1 protein-coding gene is annotated in these 1,546 nt (G+C 67.9%); it reads left to right on the top strand.

Annotated features, from left to right (window positions below):
• A partial coding sequence (locus ACWDEW_RS48795) for an IS4 family transposase (RefSeq protein ID WP_450522831.1) occupies positions 1 to 1,506 on the top strand: 1,506 nt, incomplete at its 5' end.
• Positions 1,507 to 1,546 lie beyond the last annotated feature (40 nt).

The following is a 1,546-nucleotide window of genomic DNA, read 5'->3' as shown; positions in this document are numbered from 1 at the left end:
CTTGCGGAGACGAGGACGATGCAGCAGCGGTTGCGTGATCTTCCGTCGCGGGTCGGGGTCTACTTCTTGCTGGCGATGTGCCTGTTCCCTGAGGTCGGCTATCGCCTCGTCTGGGACAAGCTGACCGCGGGTCTGTCGGGGATGCCGGTGGTCTGTCCGTCGGCGAAGGCGTTGCGTGACCTGCGCCGGCGGATCGGCAGCGCGCCGGTGCGGGCGTTGTTCGAGGTGCTGGCCGGGTTGCTGGCCCGCCCGACGACGCCAGGTGTGCGTTTCGGTCCGTACCGGACGGTGTCGTTCGACGGCTGCAGTTCACTGAGGGTTCCCGATTCCGAACGGAACCGGGCCTGGCTGGGCAGGACTTCGCATCATGGCTATCCGACGCTGGAGTTGATGACGCTGGTCGAGACCGGCACCCGGGCTCTGGTCGGCGCGGTGTTCGGCCCCACCGCCGAGGGCGAGACGAGCTACGCGGGCCGGCTGCTGCATCTGCTGCGGCCGGACATGCTGGTGCTGTGGGACAAGGGATTCGACAGCAATGCCTTCCTCGCGGGGGTCACCGACACCGGCGCCCAGGTCCTGGGCCGGCTCCGCAGCAACCGGCGCACGCCGGTCCTCACCCGCCTCGCTGACGGCTCCTACCTGTCGATGATCGGCACCGTGAAAGTGCGGATCATCGACGCACAGATCGCCGTGACCTGCGCGGACGGCACGTCCTTCACCGGGTCCTACCGACTGGTCACCACCCTGACCGACGCCCGCCGTCACCCTGCCACCGCGCTGGTGGGTCTCTATCACCAGCGATGGGAACACGAATCCGCGTACTACGCGCTCCGCCACACGATCATGAACGGCCGCAACCTCCGCTCGGGCGACCCGGCAGGCATCGAGCAGGAGATGTGGTCATTGCTCACCCTCTACCAGGCACTGCGGACTGTAATGGTCGAGGCCGCAGAGTCGCTGGCGGGTACCGATCCGGACCGCTGCTGCTTCACCGTCGCCCTCCAGACCGCCCGCGACCAGGTCGTCCAGGCCGCCGCCGTCATCACCGACCCCGCCGACGCCGGTCACCTCGGACTGATCGGCCACCGGATCCTGACCCGTCTCCTCCCGCCCCGACGCAGGCGGGTCAGCACCCGCAAGGTCAAGTCACCGATGTCCCGCTACAGCACCCGCCACGAGGACGGCAGGCCCGACATCAGCCGCACCATCACCGGTCTCGACATCAACGTCCTCGAGCCTTCGCAATCCCGCCCCAAGCTCCCCGCCGTCTCCCGTGACGACCGGCACACCGCCCTCACCGAGCGCCGCCGTCACCGAATCCTGGCCCTGCTCGAGAACGACCCCAACCGCCTCTGGCGCCCCCGTGACATCGCCTCCCATTTCGGCGACATCACCATGGAGACCATGTATCGACAGCTGTCCAGATGGGCCGAAACCGGCCTCATCCACAAACTCGGCCCCGGCCTCTACGCCGCCACAGCATGGACCCCAACTCCCCTTGCGTGACCTGCGAAAACGCTAACTACCCGGCCTTGGGACAGGTCCC

This window comes from Streptomyces sp. NPDC001100 (genome assembly GCF_053598575.1).
This window is presented reverse-complemented; position numbering and strand designations above follow the sequence as displayed.